Annotated in this window: 10 protein-coding genes; 5 read left to right on the top strand and 5 right to left on the bottom strand. The window is 44.5% G+C overall.

Annotated elements, in window-relative coordinates:
• Positions 1 to 116: 116 nt before the first annotated feature.
• The 4 genes from QUA03_RS00465 to pheT form a co-directional block, all read right to left on the bottom strand.
• The gene (locus tag QUA03_RS00465; RefSeq protein ID WP_333208808.1) at positions 117 to 3,782 is read right to left on the bottom strand and encodes an ATP-binding protein; all 3,666 of its coding nucleotides are present in this window, start codon (positions 3,780 to 3,782) and stop codon (positions 117 to 119) included.
• Positions 3,772 to 6,810, bottom strand: coding sequence for a hypothetical protein (locus tag QUA03_RS00460; protein WP_333208806.1), 3,039 nt, complete (start codon positions 6,808 to 6,810; stop codon positions 3,772 to 3,774). The genes QUA03_RS00465 and QUA03_RS00460 overlap by 11 nt, the downstream gene beginning before the upstream one ends.
• Positions 6,811 to 6,823: 13 nt before the next feature.
• Entirely contained in the window at positions 6,824 to 7,093 is a 270-nt protein-coding gene (locus tag QUA03_RS00455) for a YciI family protein (RefSeq protein ID WP_190741349.1), read from the bottom strand.
• A 470-nt stretch (positions 7,094 to 7,563) separates the two neighbouring features.
• Positions 7,564 to 10,008 carry a phenylalanine--tRNA ligase subunit beta gene (gene pheT / locus QUA03_RS00450; protein WP_333208804.1) on the bottom strand — a complete coding sequence of 815 codons (2,445 nt, stop codon included), beginning with the start codon at positions 10,006 to 10,008 and terminating at the stop codon, positions 7,564 to 7,566.
• Between the two features lie 533 nt (positions 10,009 to 10,541).
• Between pheT and QUA03_RS00445 the strand changes: the two genes are divergently transcribed.
• The 4 genes from QUA03_RS00445 (at position 10,542) to QUA03_RS00430 (ending at position 18,193) form a co-directional block, all read left to right on the top strand.
• Positions 10,542 to 12,173, top strand: a complete 1,632-nt coding sequence (locus QUA03_RS00445) for a serine/threonine-protein kinase (protein ID WP_333208802.1) — start codon at positions 10,542 to 10,544, stop codon at positions 12,171 to 12,173.
• A 202-nt stretch (positions 12,174 to 12,375) separates the two neighbouring features.
• Positions 12,376 to 15,552: an MASE1 domain-containing protein gene (locus QUA03_RS00440; RefSeq protein ID WP_333208800.1), complete on the top strand. Its 3,177-nt coding sequence runs from the start codon at positions 12,376 to 12,378 to the stop codon at positions 15,550 to 15,552.
• Between the two features lie 20 nt (positions 15,553 to 15,572).
• The gene (locus QUA03_RS00435; RefSeq protein ID WP_333208799.1) at positions 15,573 to 17,381 is read left to right on the top strand and encodes a PAS domain-containing sensor histidine kinase; all 1,809 of its coding nucleotides are present in this window, start codon (positions 15,573 to 15,575) and stop codon (positions 17,379 to 17,381) included.
• Positions 17,382 to 17,695: 314 nt separating this feature from the next.
• Positions 17,696 to 18,193, top strand: a complete 498-nt coding sequence (locus QUA03_RS00430; protein WP_333208797.1) for a hypothetical protein — start codon at positions 17,696 to 17,698, stop codon at positions 18,191 to 18,193.
• 208 nt (positions 18,194 to 18,401) lie between these two features.
• On the opposite strand, the gene QUA03_RS00425 is transcribed toward QUA03_RS00430, so the two are convergent.
• Positions 18,402 to 18,893 carry a WbuC family cupin fold metalloprotein gene (locus QUA03_RS00425; RefSeq protein ID WP_333208795.1) on the bottom strand — a complete coding sequence of 164 codons (492 nt, stop codon included), beginning with the start codon at positions 18,891 to 18,893 and terminating at the stop codon, positions 18,402 to 18,404.
• A 76-nt stretch (positions 18,894 to 18,969) separates the two neighbouring features.
• Between QUA03_RS00425 and QUA03_RS00420 the strand changes: the two genes are divergently transcribed.
• The gene (locus QUA03_RS00420; protein WP_333208793.1) at positions 18,970 to 20,193 is read left to right on the top strand and encodes a tetratricopeptide repeat protein; all 1,224 of its coding nucleotides are present in this window, start codon (positions 18,970 to 18,972) and stop codon (positions 20,191 to 20,193) included.
• Positions 20,194 to 20,321: the final 128 nt, after the last annotated feature.

Below are 20,321 nucleotides of genomic sequence, written 5' to 3'. Positions count from 1 at the left end.
CAGTAGGCTTGCATTGCATAAGTCTTTGATTGGTACATAAACCGCAGATGCAAGGCAGATAAACACAGATAAACGCAGATTATTGAAGGGATTGAAAGCTTGGGAATGCGAGAGGTCTAGTTTATCTGCTTCGACAAAATTAAATTGAGCACGTTCAATTCGTTGGAACTTAAAAGATATTTATCTGTAAAAATCTTTTCTCGACTTTGCTCTAAACTGTAGCTTCTAAACACGATAAACGGGAATTCGTGATACTTGTACCCGATCGGCATTACACTATCTACAGGGTAGATCGATCGCACATAAGCCGACAAAATATCCCGAAACCGCCTGTCTTCCGGTTCTTCCAGCCTGCTGTCAGCAAAATACTCCTGCATTTCCTCCCCGCTGACAAAAGCAAACAGCGGTATGGCATAATAGCGATCGAACTGCTGACTCTGCTCTTCAAAATACTGAGTTTTCTCGACTTCGCTGTTGAGAAATTGCAAAAGCTCGATCGCACCGCCTCTAATGGCCGATATTACATTCTCCGGGGACGAATCGCTATCCCTAATTCGATACATTTTGTCCAGCAACTTCTTCTCTAGACATTCCTTAATTTCTCGATGAAGTGGCATCTGGTATGTTTCTACCAAATTTTGCTTAGCTAGAGGTACGAGCAACAAACTACCGCAAACATGACCAGTCTCTAGATTATCATAACTCAGCAAACCATCCAGCGGATTACACTTCTCCAAAAACTTACGATTAAAATCGTCCCGCATTTCCAGATAGAAATCGCCCTTTTGACGAGACTTCTCAGAATTTTTCAAAAGAAACTCCCCGCGACCCAAAAGCTGTTCCAGACTCGTATAAACCTCCTTAAACAACATATTTCCTCGCTGGCTCTCGCTCTTTAATGTCTTAATTAGAGCCGCCATTTTGCTGCTAAAAGTATCCCCGACTGCGGAAACCGACTTACCGCCAATCGGAATCATCAAAAACTTATCCCTACCCAAATATCCATATCCCACAATCCGCGTCATCACCGCAGTCTTCAGAATTAGCAGTAAATTCAACAAACTCAACTTGCTTTCTTGTAAAGAAAGTTCCGCATCATCAGCGTAATAAACTGCTGTATCAGACAGATAAAAAACCAATTCCTTATCTTCACCATCAAGGGTTTTACCGTTGTCATATTCTCCGCGTCCCCGATAAATTACCTGTATCACTTCCATGAGATTTTTCTCAATCTGAAAGCGGGGAATATCTACTAAAATATGCTTAGTTTTTGGGAAAGATAAGCCGCGACTTCCCGATGCAGTCATAAAAATTACTTTAGCTGTATTTTTGCACTTTTGTATTTGCTCCTTCTCCTCTTCCGAGATATTCGCGTGGACTTCCAGATAATCGGTATAGCGATTAAATTCTCGCTCATTTTGGATTTTATCAATTAACTCCGCCAATCTTCGCTTATCCTGAATGTAGACGATAATTTGTTCAACTCCCGGTATTGCTAACCGCTGATTGATATCCTCAATTATTTGAGACTGTACCCGTTTTACCAAATCATAATTTATTTTTAAAGAAATATCTTCAGTGAATTTAACAGCTTCTACAAACACCTTGTAAGTTATCTCTAAACTGCTAGCCGGATAGGAATTCGTATTGATAAGTTTAGCAGCTAATCGTTTAAATTCAAAAGGAATAACTTGTAAAGACGGGATTTGCTCAGAAGTTTTTGGGAGCTTTTTGAAATAGATTTTATCCGGTTCCGGCGAGGTATCATCGAGGTGTTGTTTAATCACATCCGGGTCAACAATCGAAGCGTCGGCTACAATAATTTTAGTATTAAAACCGTGTTTTTGGGTGTGCAAGTCATATTTGTTAAGCAGCCTACCAATTCCATGCAAAAACTCAACGCCGCCGTCGTCTCCAGTGATTTCATCTATCATAATGAAAATGTGTTTTATGCGGCTGGAGATTTCTTGCATTCTAGGAGAAATGACTGCTTTTTCCCCCTTGTTGTAAGCATCTTGAAATATTTTCTCTAAATGCTGGAGAGTATTTTTTCCGGTTTCTGTCACCTTTAAAGACTGAATGGAAACGGTAGCCACGATATTGTTCGATGTTTTACGATTGACGAGCGAATATATTCCCTCACAAACGCTATTTAGCACTCCATGCTTTTTGCCTATCCTAGGTTTGATTACTGTTTCTCCCTTCCTTTCAAGTTGCGGCTGGTGATATTCCTTCCGCTGCATTTCGGCCCTGTTGTTGATGAAGTGGACACTTTTTTGTTGAAAATTTTCGTGATGATTATTGGCGACGTAGTTGACGGTACATTGTCCAAAATTGCTGTCTATAGTATCGGAAGTTGAGTTAATGCAAAATAAGCGATTGTCGCACAGCAAACCAGTCTTTTTGTCTCGAAATTTATCGATGATATCTAAGTTGACTTGCTTGCGGGGACTGACGTACAGGAATAAGAAACCGTCCTCGATATGGCTTTTGAGAAAATTGGCGATCGCAGTTGTTTTCCCAATTCCCGGATTCCCCGTCAAAAAGATATAAGTTTCATCAGATTGCAGTGCTTTGACAATCAATTGAGCGTGAGCATTTCTCAGATGTAATCCGCGATCGATTTGCAAATCATCGGCCAGTTTATCTGATATAATATCTATGGAATTAACAAAATTATCGATCCGCTCTGTATTACGTACAGGTGTAGAACTTTTGCCAAGCGTCAACAAATCGCTGACAAACTTTTTGCCATTTTGAAAACTGCGAGCTGCGTTGAGTTGAATCGTATCTAAAACATCGCCGCGAGCATCGTTAATCTCTTTATTTTTCGCTTCCTGCTGGTAGATTTTGGCACAATTCGCCAAGATGGCAATTTTATCACTGCGGAGGGAAATTGCGCTAATTGTGCGATCGCTATAACCGACAACATTCAACAACACCTCAGCACCATCAGGAATCATACCAGTCGTTTGCAGAAAACCGTAGAAGCTGTGAGCGTAGCTACCAGCCTGAATCAACTTAGCGCTTTCCTTATCCTTATACTTAAAAGCCGTAAAATAGCGGTTTAAACCCTCCGAAAAGTCAATACCTAAAGTGCTAGTATCGATTCGCAGATTAGAAAAAACACTTTTCGATCGCAAATAGCTAATTTCTCTGAGCAAAGACTTCCGCATCACCTCTATTTCGTTGAGATTATCGACTTTTTCCGAAGTCAACGGAGGAGTAAACACAGACAAATCAACGCACATAATTCTAAAATCCTTACCATTTTGCAACAAAATCAGGGTATCAGCTTGCAAAAACTCGCCTTTTTTCTTGTAGCGGCGGATGTAGGAGTTAATCTCATCGTCTGATAAATTTGGTGGCGCTGTTTCAAACTGAGATAATACCTTCTTAAATGCTTTAAAAACTTCTGTCTCATCGTCATTCTGGGTTCTAATACTGTTAGCACAACTCAAACTGCACTGAAAATACAAGATTTGCGATAACCTTAAAGTCCATCCCGTAGATGTGAGGTACTCCCGGAAGAAATTCAACCCACCAATAAAGCCTTTTTGGACAAAAAATAGACTCCACTTCTCAACAATTTTAGCATCCAAACTACCGAGGAGATTAGCTTCCCTAGTTATTTCCGCCATCATCTTTGGCAATTCTAGTTTCTGCAAATCGAGACGGTAGGAATCTCCGAAATTGTGAGCTATATTTTCACGCTGAATATACGCCAGAATCCCAATATTAAATCCCACCTCAAACAGCCGTCCAAAATCTTCACCAATCATGATTAATACCTCCCTCATCCACATTCAAGACTTCTCTTACCTTATTCAAAAATGCCAGGGAATTAAAATCCGCACTACCGCCAGCATGACTAAATACAGACAAAGCACCCACCGATTCATCGCCAATAATTCGCTCGTAGGGGTCAAGTTTTAAACTAATATTGTGACGAGCTTCATACCGAGAAAAGTGGAATATTGTTAGATAATGTAGCAAAGTATTTTTGATTGCACCATCATAAATCAAACCTTCACGAATATCTTGATCGTCTAGGATACCTTGATAGATATTCAACAGAGTCGAGTAGGAAATGACACCGTTATAAAAGTTTTTTTCCTCCCTGACTCTAATTCCGTTAAACAAGTTGAAAAACATCACAGCTTGCTGACTGGTATCTGCAAACAAGCTTTCAAGCTCCATTGCATCCTGAATGTAAAAGGATTTTCCCCTATCGCCTAGGAAACTGCGGACATAGTATTTATCAAAGAATATCGGATAAATTTTGATATCCCGCCTCTCTCCCTTCAAAGTTCGGAGCAATTTTTTTGACATGAAAGACAATTCCTCATCTTCCTCAGTCTGAGTAATATGCAGCGTACTCATGTAAGGTGCTTGCGAAATATATGCGAAATTCCGATATCCTTGCTGATAAAGCTGACTCATTGCATCTTCAAGGATTAACGGCTCAGAATAAAGACGGCTGACACTGTAATTCTCGGAAAGTGTTTTCAGCATTTCGACTTGAATTGTACTGTCATCTAGACGATTGATTCCGACAATTTCTCCGATTAAGCAGGCTTGTCTTTGGAAGCGGTTTTGATTGCTTCTTTTCGCATCACTATCCCGGCTGGAAACGACAATAATTGCCAATTTATCCAACTCAGGGGCTAGCTGTACATTATCATCGAATCGAAACTTTTTAGGAAGAATTGAATACAGGGAACTCAAACCGTTACGAATTGTGTAACCATTGGGCGTTTTTCTAATCCGAAATCCTTGAGAAGTTGAGCGTTGTTTTTCACTCAAAATATGAGACAATGTTTTAGAAAGGTTAGCCATAAATTTTTCTGATGGCGAAGGGTGTTTGTCGTCACCTTCGTGGAGCCTCACCATCGGAATAAACAAGTTGTCCGCAGTGTTTTCGAGCAATATCCTCAGACAGATATAGGACAGCAGCAACATGGTAAACTTATACACAAAAATTGCTGCGGGTTGTAAACCTTTGTCGCCGCAGTCTAGTCGTCTATCGTCATAGGGAAACACAACTAATTTGGTCTGAAAATGTTTTTCGTAGATTTCTCTAGAGCGAGGGGCTTTAGGTGCAGAAAGTACAGGCAAAACATCGACACCTTTGATATTGTATTCCATGCTAAAATTTTGGCGTTCATCAGTTGGGAAATACCGGACATCTTCGATGCTGATATTGACGGGTAGCTGACAAATAGATTTTTCATCCACACTAGGTTCTTTGACTGTAATATAATGAAGCGTTTGCTTGTAATTTCGCTCCATAATGTCATTAAAAAATTTACCATTCGTCAAAATATTGTCAATATCTTCTACCAGACCTATTTTGAGGTTTACGTGTCGCGTTTCTGTGCGGGTTGGTAAAATTGTTTGACGCTCCAGAAAGCCTTTTAGCATTCTTCTCAGATGCGTAATTTTGTGTTTTATGTTAAACTGATTAAGCCCTTTAATAAAGTTGCGAAAAAGCTCTTTTTTTTGCTCATCGTTAGAACCTTGCAAAACGGGCAAGACTCTTTGTTCAAATAGGATTCTAGGCTGATGATTTAGTTCAGATTCCGGGTCGTAATTTTTTGCTAGTGGGTCATTGCGGGAAGCCAGCACAAAATAGTAGAGCAATGCTATTTTTAACAGTTTGCGGACGAAGGTTTCGGGATTAGAATCCTCATCAAATTCTGCTTGATGTTCTTCACTGTCGGGATTTAGCAGGTTCAGATAATACTCAAATACATCTTTTCCGCCGCGCGCTTGAACTGAGTTATCAAATTTGATTTTGAGGCCAAAGATAAACTTACGCTCGTTACGATAATTGTCCGTACTTTCTCCCAAGTAACCTGATACAATAGGAATAATGGGCAGTGCATCTAAAAATTCTGATCGGGCAAATATCTCTCTGTAATTAACTCGAACTCCAGCATAATTAACTTCGTAGTCACCATCAGAGTTCCCTGGATCGTTGATGTATTCTTCTATTAATCTGAGGCGGCGAATTAAGTCTTCTAAATAGATGATGCCTACAGTATCTGTGTTGCTCGCGCGGATGTGTTCTAGCAGATACTCTAAGTAAGTAATCTTAGCTTCTTTTTGAATTTTGCCGAGAGTTTCTTTGTCTACCAGTCGGATTAATTTGTGGAAATCCGAGTCAAGATTTTTAACCATCTCATCAAGACCGTGGTTAAGGTCTTCTTTCTCACTGCTAGTCTCGGCATTTTCATTGATATAGTTTTGCAAACCCTGCTTGAGTTCTTGTTCAAAAATATCAGTATTTCGGACGGTAACGGTCAATTTATGCAATTTTAAAGCTGCATGGCTTCCAGTACCTCGGCTTTCCAAAGTTAGCCTTTCTTTTTCTAAAGAAGGGTGGCGGATGCCAAAATCGTATTTAAAGCCTAACTCTTGGCCGCTTCCCCGAAAAGAGGGTGAGCATAAGGGACTAATCAAACTAGCGACAAAGCTTTCAATAGAAGTATTTTGTGGCAGTTTAAATTCTAATTGCTGCAGCAAAAACTGTTGAATCTGTCTAACTTGACTGCCAAAACGCTCCTCAATTTCCGGCGGTAAGTTAACAGTAGCAGAATGTGCTTGACGTTCCCCGGAACCCAGGGGTTGCCGCACTTGCTTGTTGGAAACATCCGCAGCAATGGTGTCAATATCAATTAGCAAGCGGCGGTTGTCTTCTGATACGCTAAACGGATTTTTCCCCTGCAAAACTTCTAAAATATTGTCCAGCAAATCGCCATAATCTACTGGAACTAAATCGCTGTCATCCAATCTTAAGAGATTCACCCTGTTAACTCCTTCAAAAAGCTTGAATCCACTCTTTCACATCGTACTCAGTCCAAACCCCATTTACCCAATAAGGATCGGCTTCCACCAATTGTCGCACGGCCGCCTCATCTTCAGCTTCGTAAATTGCAAAAACTTTTGTTAAATCTTTCGTTGGCCCGATCGTACTTAACACACCCGATTCCTTCTGCTTAGCCAATCCTGCTAAATGAGCGTCTCGAAACGGAGCGCGTTTTTCGAGAACATCTTCGCAGTAACTTCCCCACATAACATATTTGGTCACGGTTTTGAGCCTTAGATTAATTTGTTTAAAAGTTATTGTACAATAAGAGTAAGAGGATTTAACTAAAATTTTAAGAATAAGATTAATGAACCGCAGAGGGCGCAGAGGGCGCAGAGGAAGAGGGGAAAGAGAGAGGTTTGTTGGAGAGGAGGAGAAATTTATTACTTTAATGGTTGGGGAGATGTTGCGGCCGTTGGTGACAATTTAATTAACGTTAAAAATTGAGCCCGGCAGGGGTTGAAACCCCCGCCTCAAAGCTTAAGTCCTCGCTATGAGGACTGAAGAGTTCATTAGTTAGCAATTATGCACTTGAGACGGTTTTATTGCAAAACTTTGAGATTCTTAGCTTTGCTCAAAATGGCAAATATACCTTGTTATCCGTAAGTCTTGTTAGTCCTCTTGAGAGGACTTTAGCTTTGAGCCAGGGAATTCATTCCCTGGCGGTTTCCATTGCTGAGTAGCGGCCTATTTTAGCTTCTCAAACTAACGCCGAATTTCTCAACTAAAACATCGCGAACTTTTTGTTGGGCCGGTTCGACATCAGTTTCGCTCAAAGTTCGATCGCCCGCGCGGTAAACTAACCGAAAAGCCAAACTCCGCTGTCCCGCCGGCACGTTGTCGCCCCGATATTCGTCGAACAGTTCCACGGAATCCAGCAAACTACCCGCCGCCTTTTTCATCGCACTCTGCATTTCTACAACCGGAACTTCAACCGGTGCGAAAAACGCAATGTCTCTGTCAGAAGCGGGGAAACTTGAATAACCCGCGAACTTGCGAGTTAAGTTGCTCGATCGCCCTAATTCACCCAACAGCACCGCTAAATCTAATTGAAACACGTAAACCTGTTCCGGCAAATCCTTTTCCTGCTGCAATTGCGGGTGCAACTGTCCGAAAACTCCTAAATGTTTCCCGTTTAACGATAAGGCCGCCGTGCGACCAGGATGCAAGCGTGTATTAGAGGAATCGCTTTGATATTCCAGCGCCAAACCCAACCCTTGAAATGCGCTTTCCAAAATACCTTTTGCCTCAAACCAAGTCAAAGGTCGATCGCGCCCGGACTGCTGCCATTTCCACACAGTCGGATCGCCGCCGATAATCCCCGCAACTGCATCCGCTTCCTTCATTGCATCCCCATCTTTCCAGAAAATCCGGCCGACTTCAAAACCGTTTAGTGCGCCATTTCCCTGTTCCAAATTGTACTGGAAAGCATCAATCAAACCCGACAGCATTTCTGTCCGCAAAGCCGAATACTCCACAAACAGCGGATTCGCCAGCACCACCTGATTGTCTCCCTCAGTTTTCACCAAAGAATAGTGCATCAACTCCGTCAAACCGGCCGCCCGAAAAGCCGATCGCACATTCCGAATTGCCGCGTATTCTGGTGACAGATAACCGGGTTCCGTTTTGCTGGGCAAAGTATCGCAGAAATTGTCATAACCGTGGAGTCGGGCAACTTCTTCAATTAAATCGATTTCCCTTTCTAAATCTCGGTAGCGGTAAGGAGGAACAGTTATCGCAAACACCCGTTCTTTTTCTGTTGGAAAAACTTCGCATCCCAAAGCTATGAGAATATTTTTTACCTCTTCCGGTTCCAGATATTTAGAACCGCCAGTTTGTCCTCTTTTCAACTGCCCCAAAACCAGATTTACTCGGTCTAAACGCAATTCGAGCGATCGCAAAAAACTCAAATCATCACCCGAACTCGCCGTTTTCTGCACCGTCGCAGTGCCTCCAGCCAACTCCAAAATTAGAGCTACAGCGCGGTTGCAAGCAGTGGTCAAAGCTGCCTGATTCACCCCCCGCTCGTAGCGGATCGATGCCTCGCTACGCAAGCCTTGAGCGCGCGCAGAACGGCGAATCGTTGCCTGGTCAAAAATCGCTGCTTCCAAGACTAAATTTTGCGTTCCTTCGTGAACTTCCGTATCTTCACCACCCATTACCCCAGCTAAGGCAACAGGTTTGTCGCTAGCAGTAATTAACAGATTTTGAGCTTGCAAATTGCGGTTTTGTCCGTCCAAAGTTTTGAAGGATTCGCCTGTTTTGGCAAAACGGACGCCGATGCTGATATCTTGAGTACCGGTGAAAGATTGCAGGCGATCGGAATCGAAAGCGTGCAGCGGTTGTCCCCATTCCAATAAAATGTAATTAGTTACGTCAACCACATTATTAATTGGTCGCACTCCCGCCGCCTGCAACCGCTGCTGCAACCAAGCTGGAGAAGCAGCAATTTTCACACCTTCAATTGCCGTGCCGATGTAAATCGGGCATCCTTGCGGTTCGGATATTTCTACTGCCAAACCAGGACTTTCTTTGCCCTCAATCGCTACACCATTCGCTGCAGGAATTCTCAAACTTGCCCCAGTCAGCGCCGCCACTTCTCGCGCTACACCCACCATGCTCAAAGCGTCAGCACGGTTGGCAGTTGCTGTCAAATCTAAAATCACATCGTCTAAACCCAAAAGTGGGCGAATATCGCTGCCCAATTTGGGATTTTCTAACTCGAAAATGTGAATCCCGGCTGACTCTTTAGATAGCCCCAATTCCGCCAGAGAGCAAATCATTCCTTCGGAAGGAACGCCCCGCAATTTAGCAGGTTTAATCTTTAAATCAATAGTCGATAAATAAGTGCCAACAACAGCGACAGGCACGTAAATATCTGCCCTAGCGTTGGGTGCGCCGCAAACAATATTCAAAGCTTCTGAAGAGCCGACATCCACTTGACAAACTCTCAATTTGTCTGCATTCGGATGCTGTTCGCAGGCGATGATTTTGCCCAAAACTACACCGCTTGCCCACGGGCGGCGGTCTTCAATTTCTTCAACTTCAAAGCCTGCCATTGTCAGAGTTTCGGCTAATTCTTCCGGCGATATTGCCACATCCACCAATTCCTGCAGCCACTTTAGAGAAATACGCATAATTTAGTCAGTAGTTAGTTGTCAGTGCTCTGTAGTTATTAGTCATTAGTCGGCGCCGACGGGCTACGACTTTTGAGTCCCAGAATTTATTCGGGAAAGCTTTTCATAGCATATTAACTTAATTTTGTCAAGACTGTTATGGTACACATCAGCAAAAACGAGGGATCTGCCCAAAGGTAGATGTCTACTGGGGGATGAGTAGCATTCTCATTCAGAGAATGAGGTATGCTAGATACATCTAACAACGCAAAAAGCACTTAAGTTTAGAAAGACTTTACACAAAAAAGCACAACTTTAGCAAGTCTTTAAACTATCTTCAAGGATAATCAACCGAAAAAACTCAAACCAGCGAGATAATCAAAATAGGGAAAAGATATCGGCTTAAAAGACTTAGGTGCAATTCCAATTCGCGATCGAACGCACGGCTTGCCGAAAACTGATAGATTAGTATGTCTACCAGAAGCAGGAACAGGCTATTTGTGCAGTCGAGCGACGCTGACAAGATCAGAACAACATAGGCAAACTCAATCAATATGAGCTACTGCGTAAATCCGGGCTGTCCCCATCCTCAAAATCCTGCTGACTCTATTCTTCAGTGTCAGACTTGCGGTGCGCGGTTATTGCTGCGCGCTCGCTACCGAGTCATTGAACCGTTAGGACAAGGAGGTTTTGGAGCTACATTTCTGGCAAAAGACATCTCATTGCCCGGTCAACCGAGTTGCGTGGTCAAGCAACTGCGACCCAGTAGTTCGTCGCCGCGAGTTTTAGAAATGGCGCGGGAATTATTCAAGCGAGAGGCGAAAACCCTCGGCCAACTGGGCGACCACCCGCAAGTACCGAGGCTGCTAGACTATTTTGAAACGGAACAGCAATTCTACTTAGTTCAAGAGTATGTTAAAGGCTCGACTTTGAAACAAGAAGTCAAGCACTCAGGCCGTTTCAACGAATCGGATGTTAAAAATTTTCTATTAGAAATTCTGCCAGTAGTGCAATATATCCACAGCCAAGGAGTAATTCACCGAGACATCAAACCCGCAAATATTATTCGCCGAATTCAAGACGGTCACTTAGTTCTGATTGATTTCGGAGCGGTAAAAGACCAAGTTAGCCAAACAATATTATTAGACCCCGCCGACCAAAGCGCCAACACGAAATTTTCAGTGGGCACATTTAGTTTTGCCCCCCCGGAACAAATGGCGCTGCGGCCGATATTTGCCAGCGACATCTACGCGGTGGGCATGACTTGCTTGTACTTGCTGACAGGAAAATCGCCCAAGGATTTAGATTTTGATGGAGTAACCGGCGAAATTGTTTGGCAGCCACACGTTCAGGTGAGTCCAAATTTTGCGCGGATTCTCGAAAAAATGCTCAAGCCGATGGTTGGGCACCGCTTCCAATCGGCAGCAGATGTCCTCAGAGCTCTCTCGGGCCAATTTGAAGACCCAAGTCTTGTGGATGGCTTGGCAACTCAATTCAACGCCTCTTCTCGTACAGTTGAAGAACCGACAATATTTAATGACGAGGGTTCTTCGTGGTCACCCCCTCAGAGCAAAATTAATCAAGATTTACGATCGAACCACACCCGCACTGGTAGAACTTCCTTCAGCCAATCCGGGAACACGGGAATGCAGCCGAGAGTTTCCCGGACTCTGGCTGAGTCCGGCAGAACTTTCGGAACCGTTGGACCTTCTAGTGGCAATTTAGCAGGGTCAAAGCTATCGAAAGTTGCTCCTAGGTGGGACACCAACAGCGTGCGAGCGGCATATTTTAAAGGCAAGCGTGATTTTGCTGACTGCGAACTGTCGGGTTTGCAACTGCAAAAAGCGCAGTTAGCGGGGGGGAATTTTTATCAGGCTAGGTTGGTGAAGGCAAATTTGCAAGCAGCGGATTTGTCGGGCGCGAATTTGGGTCACGCGAGGTTAATTCAGGCGAATTTGCGAGATGCTAATTTGACTGAGGCTTATTGCAGCACTGCCAATTTTGAAGGCGCGGATTTCCGAGGTGCTGACTTGACGGGGGCTTATTTGACTAAGGCGAATTTGCGGGGAGCAAATTTGTGCGGGGCGAATCTTACGAACGCTACAGTTTCTGAGGAACAACTGGCAATGGCAAAGACCAATTGGCTTACTGTTAAGCCTGATGGTAAGCGGAGTTTTGGATTTTAAGTAGTCATGGGGCATGGGGCATGGGGCATGGGGCATGGGGAGTTGTTAGCTGCTACTAATCACCAATCACAACAGTCAACAGTCAACAGTCAACAGTCAACTTCCCACTCCCCCAGTCAGGTGAGTCGTCAGGAGGAAGCTCGATCGCCCCAAAGCCGCCTAAATTAAAAACTAGGAATGGAGGATTCGATCGCACCTAAACATGAAACTGCTCAACCGCCGCACTCGAACGCTTTTGTACACCGGCATCCTGGCGCTGGCCTACTTTGTTACCGGAAAACTCGCAGCGTCGATGCTGGGACTGGTGAAAGCCGAACCCTCCCCCGTGTGGCCGCCCGCCGGTATTGCTCTAGCAGCACTGCTACTGCAAGGGCGACGGATGTGGCCGGGAATTGTTCTCGGTTCAGTGCTGTTAAACTCTACCGGCGGTGTACCGTCGGCTGTCATTGCCACATCGGCCTTTAGCGTCACCCTGCAAGCGCTGGCTGGAGAGGCTGTGCTGACTTGGAGCGGATTTTCTACCAAACTCGATCGATTACGAGATGTTCTGGCTTTAGTGGCAGGCGCTGTCATCGGGTCTACTTTGGTCGGTTCTATCCTCGGCAACTTGGGTACGTGCATTTTTGGTTGGGCCCAGTGGAGCAATTTCTCTCGGAACTGGTGGACTACGTGGCTCGGAGACGGCATGGGAATTTTGATTGTGACGCCTGTGCTGTTGACTTTGAACCACGCCGTTAACAGTTTTAAATTTCCACTAAAACTTAGATATTTCACTATTCTCAATTACTTGTTTAGGAACAGGCAAGATGCCTGTTCCACAAGAGATGAATTTGATTGTGTAACAGGTATCTTGCCTGTTCTTGAAAATGGTGTAACAGGTGAGAAAAAATCTCGAATCATTTCAAGTTTAAAAGCATTTTTTAAGTGGAACAATAACCAATCAGAAGTTACAAATTATTCCACCAAATTGTCTGCAAGTGAAAACCGATATAATCTTCTATTTTTAATTATTAATTATTCAGAAATAGCGCTCTGGCTGACTCTATTGCTGAGCGTGAGCTGGCTGTTTTTTTGCTCAAAAACACAAGCGGCGATCGCTCAGTATCCGCTGGAGTATCTGCCTTTTCCTCTGATAGTTTGGGCTGCCCTGCGGTTTCAATCGGCGGGAGCGATTTTTGCTTATTCGATCGTCTCTTACATCGCGATTTGGGGAGCAGTGCAGGGAGGCGGCCCGTTTTTGGCCAAAAGCGATAATCTCAAACAGGCGGTTTTATTTTTACAAGCTTTTACCGGTACGATCGCCCTTGTGGCTCTGATGCTGGCTGCAGCCGTAGCAGAACGCCAGCAAGCACTGGTGGAGGTGCGTCGCACGGCCGCCATGCTGCGAGATCGCGAAGCTAGTTTAGCCAACGCTCAGCGCATCGCTCAGTTGGGAAATTGGGATTTAAATTGCGCCACCCTCACAGCAACTGACAACTCCGAAGAATCCGCAGAACATCATATATCCAATATCAAATTGCGGTGGTCAAACGAACTTTACCGCCTCTTGGGTTTTGCTCCTGGAACTGTCAAACCGACACCAGAAGTTTTTTTGCAGGCTGTACATCCAGAAGACCGAGAATTGGTGGCGAGATCGCAGCGCCAAGCTATGTTTGAGCGCACACCCTATTGCATTAACTACCGAATTGTGCTAGCAGACGGCTCCGAACGCACTGTCTGCGAACAGTCGGCAATTCAGTCAGGGGCGATCGCCGCCACAGTCCAAGACGTTACCGAACGCCACCGCGCGGAAACCGCTTTGCGGGCGTCCTCCGATCGCGATCGCTTGCTTTCAGAAATCGCCCTGCGAATTCGCAACTCCCTCGACCTCGAAGAAATTCTCAACACTACTGTTGCCGAAGTCCGGCAATTTTTCAAGGCAGACCGCGCTTTCATCGGTATTGTGGACACGGACGGGGTAAATCTTCCTACCCCGGTGTACGGTAAGGTTGTGGCCGAGTCTGTGGGTGTCCAATGCCGTTCTCTTTTGGGCTGGGTACTCGCTGACGGGAATCACCTCGAAAGCCAGAAAACTTTTTATGCTAACAACCGTGTCCGAACTATCTCCGATACTGCTAGCGTTCAACTGAGCGTTCCAATTGCCCAATTGTACAGCGACTATCAAATTCGCGCGACGTTAAATGTGCCGATCTTCCTGGGGGATGAATTGTTCGGGATCTTGGCCGTCAACCAGTGTTCGGGGCCCCGCCAGTGGCAGGAATTTGAAATAGATTTGTTGGAAAAACTCGCTACTCAAGTGGCGATCGCCCTTCAGCAAGCCCAACTTTTGCAGCAGGTAAAAGCTCTCAATGCCAACTTGGAATCTCAAGTCGAGGAACGCACCCACCAACTACAGCAAAAAATGCACGAGTTGCAAGAAAGCAATCGGCTGAAAGACCTATTTTTACACGCAGTTTCTCACAATCTCCGCACTCCTGTTATGGGAATGTTAATACTGTTGAAAAATTTGCTCAACAAATCGGCATCTGATTCTCTACAAGATGTTCCGGTTTCTCGATCGATCTTGCAGCGCATCGTTCAAGCCAGCGAACACCAGTTGACGATGGTTAATGCCCTGCTCGACGCTCACGCTAGCGAGGTCAAAGGGATTGTTCTCAATACTGTACCGCTGTATTTGCCGTCTTTAGCTTCAGCCATTGTTGCCGATTTAGAACCGATGCTGGCCAAAAATCAAGCAACTTTGACTCAGGAAATCCCGGCGGATTTGCCACAAGTCAAGGCCGACAGCAAACACTTGCAGCGGGTGCTAGAAAATCTGTTGACTAATGCTATTAAACACAATCCTCCGGGAGTCAACATCAATTTTAAAGCCGAGGTAATTGAAGTTGAAACAGCGCTAAGCTATGAAGAAAATTCACAGGCTTTAAGATCGCCCAATAATCCGCTTGCCCGCTGTATCGCTAACCGAATACCTGCTGCGGGCGATCGTCCTAGGATGGGCGAGACCACCCAGAAAAATCAGGAAACCCTGGCCAAATTCAACCTCGACGGCAGTTGCAAAATGCCCCGCTATCAGGGCCAAATTGGCAATATCGGCAGCAAATTGCCCGGAGTCACCGTAAAAATGGTTCGCTGTACTGTAACAGATAATGGAGTGGGAATCAGCGCCAAACAGCGGGAATCTCTGTTTGAACTTTACGTTCAAGACCCTAATAGCCGACAATTAACAGGACTGGGTTTGGGACTGTACCTGTCCAAGCAAATTATCAAAGCTCACGGCGGCTTCATTGGCGTCGAAAGCACTCCCGGCGGTGGTTCGACTTTCTGGTTTTCGCTACCTGTTGTCAACTCGGACGATCTTTCTCAATCTAAAATCTAAAATCTAAAATCTAAAATGGTATGAACTCTTTGGGCAAGGCAAAATCTGTTCAGGCGTTAACGGTTTACGAGGTGTGGCGCGATCGCTTCCTCCGAGATCGGCTGCGCCCTGCTGTCGGAATTGCCATCTTTTTTGCCTTCACAATAACGATCTATTTTCTGGGCGAAAGATTCTTCGCTCGCCAGGAGTTTAAAAGTGTTTATTTGTACACGAGCGCTGCTGTAGAATTGGGTTTGTTGACCTGTTTTGTGTTGCAGAAAACATCCTTCGGACAGCGCTATCCCGGTTTGCTATTTTTGGGTTTTTCGTGGTCGCTGACGGTGGTTGTACAGGTTGGGTTAGCTGTCGCACAAGCCGGGGAATTACCAGTTTTTACCTGGATTTTAGCGTTTCTGATCCAAGCTACGCTGATGCCCGTCCGCTGGCGTCTCCACCTGATTTCTCAACTCGGCGTTTTGTGTTGCCACGTCGGGATAAATTTGGTTTTAAATCTCAGTTTTGCTAAGTATACTCCTTTTAAGTTGACCGGGTTGTACTTATATTTGTTTTGGATTTGTTTGATTTGCGATTTGTCGGTTTATTGGTACGAATGTCTGCAACGGAAAGAGTTTAGTACCAGGCGTGAGTTGGAATCTGCTTACCAGCAGTTGGAGGTGGCGGAGGCGAAGTACCGCAGCATTTTTGAGAATGCGGGCGAGGGGATTTTTCAAAGCACTCCCGATGGTCGTTATATTACTGCAAATCCAGCTTTGGCGCGGATTTACGGCTGCGATTCCCCGGAAGAAGTGACGGCAAAGTTTACTGATATTGAGCGGCAGTTGTATGTCGATCCGTCTCGCAGAAATGAGTTTTTGCGATCGATCGAGGAAAGCGGCACAGTATCAGATTTTGAATCTAAAATTTACCGCTCAGACGGGAGTATTGTCTGGATTTCGGAGAAGGCGCGGGCGGTACGGGATAGCAGCGGCGCCGTGCTTTATTATGAGGGTTTAATTGAGGATATCACGCAGCGCAAACAGGCACAAGAATCGCTGCGGCTGTTTATCCACGCTCTTTCTCACGACTTGCGAAACCCGGTAGCGGGAATGTTAATGGTGCTGAAAAATTGGCAGACGAAAACCGGGGATTCGATCGCAATTCCCCGTTCTATTTTGGAGCGGATGATTCAAGGTAGCGAGCAGCAATTGCGCTTGATAAATTCGCTGTTGGAAGTTCACGCCGGGGAATTGCGTGGTTTGGTTTTGCACTGCGAATCAGTTAATTTGAGGGCGATAGTTGAAGCTGCTGCGACAGATTTAGAGCCTTTAATGAAGGAGGGTAAAGCTACTTTTAAAAATTTGGTATCGGGTGATTTGCCAGCCGTGAATGCCGACAAAACTCAGTTGTGGCGTGTGTTTTCTAATTTAATAGCTAATGCTTTGAAACACAATTTTCCGGGACTAAATTTAACAGTTTCGGCTCAAGTAATCAATGCGGAAAAATTAACTAGAAATCAAAGCACAGCAAAACAAAAAATAGACAAATTACCGATTACCAATCCACAATCCCCCATTACCCATCCCCAATCACCAATCCCCAATCCCGGAAGTAGGATGATTTACTGTACCGTGGAAGATGACGGGGCGGGAATATTGCCGGAACAGTGCGAACATCTTTTTGACCTTTACGTTAGGGGTGATCAGTCCCGACACTCCGTTGGTTTGGGTTTGGGTCTATATCTTTGTCGGCAAATTATTGGTGCTCACGGTGGCCAAATAGGGGTAATTAGCACTCCCGGTGCTGGGGCAAGTTTTTGGTTTACTTTGCCGCTGGCTGAGAATTTCGGGTGATTTTTTGGTATTTTTAATTACATTTTATCTAGCACTTGTGCCAGATATTTAGAACGTTATTAATTGCTGAAACCCTTGCGAAATATGCTTCTTCGTTTTCCCGTGGCTATACTTGTGTTGTGCCGTCGCAGGTGCTTTTTGAGTGGTTCAAGCCAAATATGTCGATCGGACTATTTCGATCGGACTATTGATATTAACTTAAAACCGTGGTATAGTTACCGAAATGTTTTTCAATGAAAAATAAATTTCAGATCTTCACATTTTCTTTAGAAACATCATTTAATCTAGAAAATCTCTAAAACTAGATAAAAAATATGCAATTTATCTTGATCGAGCAAAGCTCAGAAAATACAGCCAAAGACGATGCAGCTAAGTACGACTCAGCTAAATATAACGAGCGGTCGTTCTCAACTTTAATTCGGGCTCTCCGTCTTTCCCAAGGTTACTTTTCTTTCGTTTTAGTAAACTGCAACTCGCTGGCTTTGCGGCAGCAAATAGTCGATCGACTGCAAGTAAATTGTCCCGTGAAACCGCGACAACTGTTTTTGCCCAAATCAGCGACAACTCTCTACACGACAATCGCAGCGGAAATAGACGGGGAACAGCCTCCAGCTTTAATGCTCCTCGGTTTGGAATCAGTGGAGCCGATCGATCGATTGCTCGTTTCTACCAACCTATTATGCAGCGAATTCAGCAAAAAATTTTCCTTTCCCCTCGTCTTTTGGGTGACGGATGAACTTCTGAGAAAAATTATTCGCACCGCCCCAGATTTATACAATCGGATGACGACAATTAGATTTATCAGTAATTAGTAATCAGTCGATCGATTTTAGATTTTAGATTTTAGATTTTAGATTTTAGATTTTAGATTTTAGATCTAAGATTTTTAACAGTCAACACTCAATCGATTTTAGATTTTAGATTTTAGATCTAAGATTTTTAACAGTCAACACTCAATCGATTTTAGATTTTAGATTTTAGATTTTTAACAGTCAACCGTCAACAGTCAACAGTCAACCGTCAACTGTTAAATTCCGCTTCCCAAATCAGGACTAATTCTCGCGCCGCCGCAGTTCCCTCAGCAGGAAAACCTGCCAAAAAGTCTTTATCAGCCCCCACGTCGTAAGGCCCTTCCTTAAACTCCAAAATCACAGTATCCTGTGTCAAGGCTACTAACGTGTGAATAGTCCCCTGTGGCAGTTCGACAGCGCGAGTCGGGCCGGCCGCGCTGACTCGCAAGGATTGCAGGATGTGACCGTTTTCGTTCAAAATAACAATACCAACTTCTCCTTGAATCACCACAAAAAACTCAAAACCGTTAACTGCAGGCGGGCGCAGGTGTTGGTGAGGGCGGACGTAAGTGCCTGGTTGCAGCACGTTGACAAACCGCTGCACTTTTTCAGATAAATCATGGAAATTGTAGTTTTGTCGCTGGCGGGGACTGCGCCGGGAGGAAGCGGCAACTTCGTCTAGCAATTCTTGCGTCAGCAATTTGATCGGAGGGGACTGCACAACAGATATCCTGTATTTAAGAGTTTGTGAACAAATGGGCTAGTCTGGGATCATCGTTATCAGCATCTCTTGACACATGGAAATCGCAACTCAGGTGCGTATCACTAAGGCAATGCGTTTGTCAAGTATCTTTAGAAAAAGTATTAGCCCGATCGCCCTTTTGACTATTCTAGTCTGCGCCAGTAGCGTTTTTGCATCTGAACCGACGGCGGCAATGTTACTTCAGCAGGAATTCCCACAGCAGCAACTTAAAGAAGAAATTCGCGATCGAGTTCAAGAAGAAGTTGACATTGCTTTCGGGCGCACGGCGGTACTGCTTAACGGACTGGTAATTGCCCTAACTTTGTTTCCGACAGCAGCCGGAGTCGGGGTTTGGTTTCTATTGAGAAAATTGTCCAAGCAGACAACAATTGCTCGCCAAGAAATTGAAAGTCTCCATTACGATACAATCTCTCAATTAAAACTATTAATTTCCGACGCTGAAACTATCTTAGGCGAACTTCAACACCAAAATCACTCGGCAGAGGCAGAAACAGACCTTTTATTCCCCGATGCCCAAATTCAAGAATTTGCTCCGGTTAACTATGGCAATTACCAACAGCTATTGACGGCCGGCGACTATGCTAAACAGGGAGATGCTTGTTTCTTTGAAAACCGTTATCAAGATGCGATCGCAGCTTACGATCAGGCCCTGCAAATTCAGCCTGATTTAGCCGATACTTGGAATAACCGAGGAGTAGTGCTCACAAGAATGCAGCGGTATCCAGAGGCGATCGCATCTTACGAACAAGCTACTACAATTCGCCCCAATTACCCCGATGCTTGGAACAATCGAGGCGTGGTATTGTTGGAGTTGCAGAAGTACCAGGAAGCGATCGGCTGTTACGAACAAGCAATTCAAGCCAAACCCGATTATGCCGATGCTTGGAACAACCGAGGCGTTGCTTTTTCCAAAATGCAGGAGTACGAACAAGCAGTAATTTCTTACAATCAAGCCCTACAAATTAAAAATGATTATACTGACGCTTGGAACAATCGAGGCGTTGCACTCTCCAAGTTGCAAAAATACGAAGCTGCGATCGCTTCCTACGACAATGCTGCTAAAATCCGACCTGATTTTTACAGAATTTGGTACAACAAAGCCCGATGTTATGCGCTACAAGGTAAAATTGAATTAGCAATTGAAAATTTAAAGCGCGCCCTCAATCTCAATCCGAATGTGTGTAAAGAGTTGGCAAAAAGTGAAGCTGATTTAGAAAAAATTCGCGAACATGAGGCATTCAAGCAGTTGATAAGTTGATACATTGGGCCTAGGGCTGTAATTAAGAAACCGGGTTTCTATACAAAAATATTTGTTTGGATGCCAAAGTTGTCTAAGAAACCGGGTTTCTGGTTTTAGTAGTTGAGATTTAGCCCCTTCTCTTAGGA

The sequence above is a fragment of the Microcoleus sp. S36b_A4 genome (genome assembly GCF_036700645.1).
GTDB lineage: Bacteria > Cyanobacteriota > Cyanobacteriia > Cyanobacteriales > Microcoleaceae > Microcoleus.
Note: the sequence above shows the minus strand (reverse complement) of the source record. Positions and strands in the feature narration are given on the sequence as shown.

Bases quoted from the DNA above. Each gene is read 5' to 3' on its own strand.
- QUA03_RS00465 (WP_333208808.1), bottom strand. From the start codon at position 3,782: ATGATTGGTGAAGATTTTGGACGGCTGTTTGAGGTGGGATTTAATATT.
- pheT (WP_333208804.1), bottom strand. From the start codon at position 10,008: ATGCGTATTTCTCTAAAGTGGCTGCAGGAATTGGTGGATGTGGCAATA.
- QUA03_RS00445 (WP_333208802.1), top strand. From the start codon at position 10,542: ATGAGCTACTGCGTAAATCCGGGCTGTCCCCATCCTCAAAATCCTGCT.
- QUA03_RS00440 (WP_333208800.1), top strand. From the start codon at position 12,376: ATGAAACTGCTCAACCGCCGCACTCGAACGCTTTTGTACACCGGCATC.
- QUA03_RS00435 (WP_333208799.1), top strand. From the start codon at position 15,573: ATGAACTCTTTGGGCAAGGCAAAATCTGTTCAGGCGTTAACGGTTTAC.
- QUA03_RS00430 (WP_333208797.1), top strand. From the start codon at position 17,696: ATGCAATTTATCTTGATCGAGCAAAGCTCAGAAAATACAGCCAAAGAC.
- QUA03_RS00420 (WP_333208793.1), top strand. From the start codon at position 18,970: ATGGAAATCGCAACTCAGGTGCGTATCACTAAGGCAATGCGTTTGTCA.